Consider the following 7764-nt stretch of genomic DNA (forward strand, 5'->3'; position numbering starts at 1 on the left):
TGGCTACGATCCGACTTTCAAGAGATTGCGGTGTTAAAAGAACGCATTCAAAAACGTAATGAGATTCTTAAAGAACGTGCAATTGCTTTCCAAGAAAGCGGTGGAGATGTCAATTACTTGGAAGTATTGTTAGGTTCATCGGATTTTGGCGATTTAATCAGCCGTGTTGGCGCAGTTGCAACAATGGTAGATGCTGATAGAACAATTCTAAAAGAGCATGAGGCTGATAAAAAAGAAGTAGAAGAAAAACAAGCAGCGGTTGAAAACAAATTAGCTGAGTTAACAAACATGAAAATTGAGTTAGAAGGAATGCTTGCTCAAATAGAAGACCAAAAAGAACAGAGTGTTGAAATGAGTAAAAATCTTGCAGCTAAAGAAACCGCAGCTGCAGTAATTATTACCGATTTAAAAGAAAAGGATGCAGATCTTGCTTCTCAAGTTACTGCCATTCAGCAAACGATGGTAAAAGAAAAAGTGCGTATAGCTGAAGCAGAAGCTGCTAAACAACGTGCAGCTGAAAAAGCAGAAACAGAACAAATTGCCACTCAAAATCAAAAACAATCAGCAGGTTCAACGAAAGCTACTGCATCTGCAAAAGCAGAATCAACTAGTAAATCAACAGAAAAAGCAGTGAGTAAAAAATCATCAACTACAGAGAAGACAGGAACTCCATCAGCACCAACTGTAGCACCTGTGCGGAACTTAAGTGCAGCAGTTACTGCAGGTAATAAGTATATCGGCAATTCTGTTTATGTATTTGGCGGTGGACGCACACAATCAGATATCAATAATGGACGCTTTGATTGTTCTGCATTCGTACGCTGGGCTTATTCACAAGCTGGAATTAACGTAGGTTCTATGGGTGCAATCAGTACAGATACATTAAAAGGTTACGGTACAAGAATCTCTGAGAGTCAAATGCAGCCTGGAGACATGGTGTTCTTTAATACCTACAAAACAGACGGCCACGTAGGAATCTATGTAGGCGGCGGTAAATTCATCGGTTCTCAAAGCTCAACTGGTGTTGCCATTGCCAGCATGACAAACGGCGGATACTGGGATCTTAAATTTACTGGACACGTTAGACGCTTATAATATAAAAAGACAGGCTATAAGAGCGAGGGTGCTCTTATAGCCTGTCTTTTTTGATGTTTCCCCTCCATATACACTACCTACGCCGTTACTCCATCAATAAAGTGTTTAATCATAAGGGCAGCGGCACCAAGAGCAGCCGCGTTATGCTTTAGGGCGGATACTACGAGTATATCAACATTAGGACTATGTGCTTGACCTGGAACTAATGTATGTTTAATGGAATTAAGGACTTGTGGGAAGGCTTCGATGATGCGGTTTCGCAAAATAATAACTTCTGGATCGAAGGTGTTGATGATGTTTTTTAATCCAATCCCAAGATAAAAGCCGAAAGTATCAAGCGCTTGCAGGACTTGTGGGTCATTTTGCTTTGCTCGGTACAGAATATCCTGCCAATTAACCGATTGATTGTTGGTCTTTAAAGACTGGTGTAATGCTTTTTCAGAGGCGTAGAGTTCCCAACAACCGCGGTTTCCGCACGTACAGCGAGGTCCGTTGAAATCAATCACTGCATGCCCCATCTCACCAAATAATCCGTTCTTACCTTTTAGCAGTTCGTTATTTTGGATTACGCCAGCTCCAATTCCAGCGTTTATGCTGACATAAACGATATTACGAAATTGTTTAGCGGCTCCATATTCTTTTTCCCCATAAGCTCCTGCATTGGCTTCATTTTCTACAAATACTGGGACTTGAAACGTTTGTTCAAGGATTTGTTTAAAAGGGATTTCACTCCAACTCGAATTAGGTGTGAAGGTTAGTTCTTGGTCATTATTTACGAGACCAGGAACACCTAAACAAATGCCAATTAAGCCATATGGCGAATCAGGAATGATTGAAATTTGTTTTTCAAGAAGTTCCATCATTAGTTTCTGAAGATCGTCGGGTGAGGCTGAATCTATTTTTTGATGCGACTCAGAGACAATGGTTCCTTCTAAATCGGTTAATACGATAGTGAGATAATCAACACCAAGATCTATTCCTATCGTAAAACCTGCATTCTTATTAAAGACGAGCATAACTGGACGACGTCCCCCACTGGAAAGACCCTGACCAATTTCAAATATTAAGTTATCATCAAGTAAATCTGCTACTTGTGAAGATACTGTGGTTTTATTCAGCCCAGTGATTTCAGACAGCTTGGCTCGAGAGACAGGCGAAGTATGAATGATTTCTCGTAAAACGAGCTTTTTATTCATTTTTTTTACAAGTGCTTGGTCCGCACTAATCATTGAACATTCACCCACTTTATATATTGACTAAATTAAGTATACGCAATAAAACACGAATTCTCCCTAATTGATTATAACTTATCAAATATTTCTAAAAAAGTATTGTGTTTTTTAAATATTTGGCTTATTATTTGAACATAAGTTAGTTTAACCAAACAACTAAGTAATTGGTTTGTTTTTTTTGATGCTTGATGACAGCGTTTACAATTTGGAGGGAACATGGATGAAATATCTGTATACAGTCATAGTGGCAGCAGTCATGCTTTTTGCTTTTACTGCAAATGGTCAGGATACTTCCAAGGAGAAGAAAAAAGAAAATGAGGAAATTATCATTGGGTTATCCATTGATGATTTACGTCTTGAAAGATGGCAAAAGGACAGAGATTTATTTGTCGCACAGGCTAAAAAACTAGGTGCTAAGGTTATTGTTCAATCAGCAAACGGTGAGGATGCTAAGCAAATGTCACAAACTGAGAATTTGTTGTCACAGGGTGTTGATATTCTGGTTATTATTCCACATAGTTCTGATGCGATGGCATCTGCGGTAGATTCTGCTAATAAACAGGGAGTACCCGTTATCGCGTACGATCGGATCATCACAAACTCAAATGTAAATGCTTACATATCATTCGATAATATCAGAGTAGGTGAAATGCAGGCTGAGTATCTTGTGAATAAGGTACCTCAAGGAAATTATTTCTTGATTGGCGGATCACCGACTGATAATAATGCGAAATTATTCCGCAAAGGTCAAATGAATATCTTACAACCACTGATTGATAAGGGTGACATTAAGGTTGTAGGTGATCAATGGGCCAAGGATTGGCAGGCTAATGAAGCCATGTCGATTATGGAAAATGGTTTGACGAGTACGAAGAATAAGGTAGATGCAGTCGTGGCTTCAAATGATAGTACAGCAGGCGGTGCCATTCAGGCTCTTGCTTCACAAGGAATGGACGGCGACGTAGTTGTTTCTGGTCAAGACGCAGATTTAGCCGGCTTGCAGCGGATCGCAGAAGGCAAGCAGGCAATGACTGTGTATAAACCAGTTAAAACACTTGCAACTGAAGCAGCGAAGTTGGCTGACAGATTGGCCAGAGGCAAAGACATAGAAGCTAATGGAAAAACAAATAACGGAAAGATTGATGTTCCATCTATTTTACTTGATCCAATCTCAGTCGACCAAACGAATATCAAAGAGACAGTCGTAAAGGATGGATTCCAAGAAGAAGCGAAAATTTATAAAAATAGTAAATAACCATCATTTTACTAAGGAAGGGGGTTAAGAGAATGGTTGATTATATTCTGAAGATGGAAGGAATCGTAAAAGAATTTCCTGGTGTAAAGGCCCTAGATGGCGTTAGTTTTTCAGTAAAACGCGGTGAAATCCATGCATTATGCGGTGAAAATGGTGCAGGGAAATCTACACTTATGAAAATTCTCAGCGGAATCTATCCTGAAGGTACTTATACTGGAGATATTATGATTGACGGAAAGAAAATCAGCTTTCAAAAAATCAAGGATTCTGAACAAACAGGTATTTCAGTTATTTATCAAGAACTGGCATTGGTGCCGGAGCTGTCGATTGCAGAAAATATTTATCTGGGAAATGAATTTTTAAGCAAAGGACTAATCGATTGGGATCGAACGCTAATTGAAGCAGCAAAGTGGCTGGAACAGGTCGGGTTAGATGTGAATCCTAATGAAAAAGTGAAAAATTTAGGCGTTGGTCAGCAGCAGCTTGTAGAGATTGCAAAGGCACTTTCAAAAGAGAATAAAATGATTATTCTGGATGAACCGACAGCTGCACTAACTGAAACAGAAGTTGAGACCTTAATTACACTGTTAGAAAACTTGCGAAATAAAGGGGTAACATGTATTTATATTTCACATAAGCTCAATGAAGTGATGCGCCTTTGTGATTCTGTCACCATTTTACGTGATGGGAAAACGATTGTAACGAAGGACATTCACGAGCTTAATGAAGATAAGATTATCTCTTATATGGTTGGTCGAGAGCTTACTCAGCTTTACCCAATGGATAAACGTGTAATAGGGAAACCAATGCTTGAGGTAAAGAATTATTCGGTGATTGGTACAGAAGGGAAGCAAGTTATCCAGAATGTAAGCTTTACTGTTCATCAAGGAGAAATACTTGGGATATCAGGCTTAATGGGGTCGGGAAGAACAGAACTGTTCACCAGCATATTTGGCGCGTATGAAGGAACTGCAGAAGGTGAAGTTAAAATCGATGGACATAGAGTCACGATCGGCGATACAGCGGCAGCAGTTAAACATGGACTTGCATACGTTCCAGAGGATCGAAAAAAGACGGGACTTGTACTAGGTGCAAGCATTAAAGAAAATACGATTATAGCTTCTATAGATACAATTTGTAAGAATGGTATTGTTGATGAATCAAAAGGAATATCGGCAGCAGAAAAGTATATGAAGATGCTTAGGACGAAGGCAAATTCTATCCATACGATTGTTGGAACTTTAAGCGGAGGAAATCAGCAGAAAGTAGTGCTTGGTAAATGGATGATGACCGCTCCTAAAGTTCTCATTCTAGATGAACCGACGCGAGGTATCGATATTGGTGCTAAATCTGAAATCTATAACATTATGAATCAATTAGCAAAAGAAGGGTTAGCGATTATCATGATCTCTTCCGAACTTCCAGAGGTATTAGGTATGTCAGACAGAGTTCTGGTCATGTCTGAAGGAACAGCTCCAAAAATATTAACAAAGGACGAAGCAGATCAACCGACGATTATGAAATGGGCAACTAGGGGGAAAGAACATGTCAATGCCTGAAGCTGGCAACTCAAAATTAGTAAACAAGCCTAGCATGAAAGACAAACTACAATTTACGTTTAACCTGCGTCAATATGCGTTACTAATTGCTGCTGTATTAATTACAATGATCTTCACAATAGGGACAGATGGAGCGTTTCTATCATCACGAAACATCTCAAACTTATTTACACAAATGTCCGTCACAGCTATTCTTGCTATCGGAATGACACTGGTGATTGTTTCAGGCCATATTGATTTATCAGTGGGTTCTCTTGTGGGGCTGACAGGTGGAATAGCAGCTATTCTTCACGTCTGGTTTGGCTGGGGAACAGTCCCAACAATTGGAGCAGCATTGGTCATTGGGGTCATTGGTGGTGCTATCCAAGGCTGGTGGGTTGCATATAAAAAATTGCCGGCTTTCATTGTTACACTTGGTGGAATGATGGTTTTCCGAGGGATTCTGATTGGTGTCAGTAAAGGGGAAACAGTCGCTCCGCTTAACAATAGCTTTAAGGTAATTGGTCAAGGTCACATCCCTTATTTGACAGGATTTATCATTAGCGCGGTTATTGTTGTTATCGCGATTTATATGACATTCAGTAATCGAAAGAGAAAAGAAAAGATGGGGATTACGCTTCCGAGTGAAACAATTGACTATGGAAAAACAACCGGTTTCGCAGTCATTTTCATGTTGTTTGTCTATATCATGAACCGCTATTTAGGTATACCCGTACCATTTATGATGGTACTGGTGACAGCAGCGATTTTCATGTTTATTGCTGGAAAAACAAAGTTTGGCCGTTACGTATATGTAATTGGCGGAAATGAGGAAGCAGCCCGCTATTCAGGGATTAATATAAAGCGCAACGTATTGTACGTATTCACACTAATGGGGCTGCTTTCAGGAGTTGCTGGGGTTTTGCTAACCAGCCGTTTAAATGCTGCTACAACAGGTGCAGGAAATATGTTTGAAATGGACGCAATTGCGTCAGTTGTAATTGGCGGAACAAGCTTAATGGGAGGGATTGGTACAATCCCAGGTTCGATCATTGGTGCCTTAATTATGTCGAGCATCGATAATGGAATGAGCATGATGAATATTGAACCATTTTGGCAGTATATCGTGAAAGGGTCCATTCTAGTACTAGCTGTATGGATGGATGTAGCCACAAAAAAGAAAAAATAATTTGAGGAGGAATTAACATGACAAAATATTTTAATGACATTCAACAAGTTAAATTCGAAGGAGGAGCTTCAAAAAATCCATTCGCCTTTAAATATTATAACCCCGAGGAAGTCGTCGGTGAGAAAACAATGAAAGAACATTTGCGTTTTTCTATGGCCTATTGGCATACATTCAATGCGGATGGATCTGATCCATTTGGTGCTGGTACGATGCTGCGTCCATGGGATAAATTTCAAGGAATGGACCAATCAAAAGCTCGTGCGGAAGCTGCGTTTGAACTATTCGGTAAGTTGGATATGCCATACTATGCATTTCATGATGTGGATATTGCGCCAGAAGGTGATACCTTACGTGAAAGTTTCCAGAATACAGATCAAATGGTTGCTGTACTAAAAGATTATATGAAAGCAAGTGGTGTGAAATTATTATGGAATACGGCCAATATGTTTACCAATCCTCGTTATGTACATGGTGCTGCAACATCAAGTAATGCTGATGTATTCGCTTATAGTGCGGCAAAAGTTAAAAAAGGACTTGAAGTTGCGAAGGAATTGGGTTCAGAAAACTACGTATTCTGGGGCGGTCGTGAAGGGTATGATTCGTTATTGAATACGGATATGGGTCTTGAACTAGATAACTTGGCACGTTTTATGCATCTTGCTGTAGATTATGCGAAAGAAATTGGCTATACTGGTCAATTCTTAATTGAACCGAAACCCAAGGAACCTACCAAGCATCAATATGATTTTGATGTTGCAACTGCCCTTCAGTTTTTACAAAAGTATGACTTAAGTGATCATTTCAAAATGAATATTGAAGCTAACCATGCGACACTTGCTGGGCATACATTCGAACACGAAATCAGAGTAGCTCGATTAAATGGTGCGTTAGGTTCGCTTGATGCGAACCAAGGTGACCCACTGCTTGGTTGGGATACAGATGAATTCCCAACTGATATTTATACCTCAACAATGGCGATGTATGAAGTACTTGAAAATGGCGGAATCGGTTCTGGCGGATTGAACTTCGATGCGAAGACACGCAGATCTTCAATTGATCCTGAGGATTTGGTGTACGCTCATATTGCAGGCATGGATAGTTTTGCAAGAGGATTAAAAGCAGCTCATAACCTGCGTACGGATCGTGTTTTCGAAGATGCGATTGCCAAACGTTATAGCAGCTATACGGAAGGTATCGGTTTAGATATTGTTGAAGGAAGAGCGGATTTCAAAATGCTTGAAAAGTACGCGCTTGAACATGATCAAATCAAGAATCAATCGGGTCGTATAGAATTGCTTCGTTCGAAGATTAACCAGTACATTTTTGAAGCATAAAAGTATCAGCTTATATAATATAGAAGGAAAGGGTAGAATTATTCATTATTCTGCCCTTTTTTTAACAAAGGAGAAGAGTAGATGAAATATGTAATTGGTATTGACTTGGGGACAAGTTCAG

Annotated in this window: 6 protein-coding genes; 5 read left to right on the top strand and 1 reads right to left on the bottom strand. The window is 39.6% G+C overall.

Annotation, left to right across the window (positions count from 1 at the left end):
* The coding region (locus tag AC52RT_RS10150; protein ID WP_495540636.1) for a C40 family peptidase at positions 1-1095 on the top strand (1095 nt) is incomplete at its 5' end.
* Positions 1096-1172: 77 nt separating this feature from the next.
* Here AC52RT_RS10150 and AC52RT_RS10155 read toward each other — a convergent pair.
* Positions 1173-2324, bottom strand: coding sequence for an ROK family protein (locus AC52RT_RS10155; protein ID WP_495540637.1), 1152 nt, complete (start codon positions 2322-2324; stop codon positions 1173-1175).
* Positions 2325-2547: 223 nt separating this feature from the next.
* On the opposite strand from AC52RT_RS10155, the gene xylF reads away from it, so the two are divergent.
* Genes xylF through xylA form a run of 4 tightly spaced genes read left to right on the top strand, consistent with a single transcriptional unit; the run spans position 2548 to position 7643 of the window.
* Positions 2548-3582, top strand: a complete 1035-nt coding sequence (gene xylF, locus AC52RT_RS10160) for a D-xylose ABC transporter substrate-binding protein (protein ID WP_495540638.1) — start codon at positions 2548-2550, stop codon at positions 3580-3582.
* Positions 3583-3614: 32 nt separating this feature from the next.
* Entirely contained in the window at positions 3615-5141 is a 1527-nt protein-coding gene (locus AC52RT_RS10165) for a xylose ABC transporter ATP-binding protein (protein WP_495540639.1), read from the top strand.
* Complete coding sequence (locus tag AC52RT_RS10170) at positions 5128-6309, top strand: sugar ABC transporter permease (RefSeq protein ID WP_495540640.1); 1182 nt, start codon at positions 5128-5130, stop codon at positions 6307-6309. Before AC52RT_RS10165 ends, AC52RT_RS10170 begins: the two co-directional genes overlap by 14 nt.
* 17 nt (positions 6310-6326) lie before the next feature.
* A complete protein-coding gene (gene xylA, locus AC52RT_RS10175) occupies positions 6327-7643 on the top strand; it encodes a xylose isomerase (protein ID WP_495540641.1) in 1317 nt (438 codons plus the stop codon).
* Positions 7644-7764: the final 121 nt, after the last annotated feature.

The organism is Peribacillus sp. (assembly GCF_059453735.1).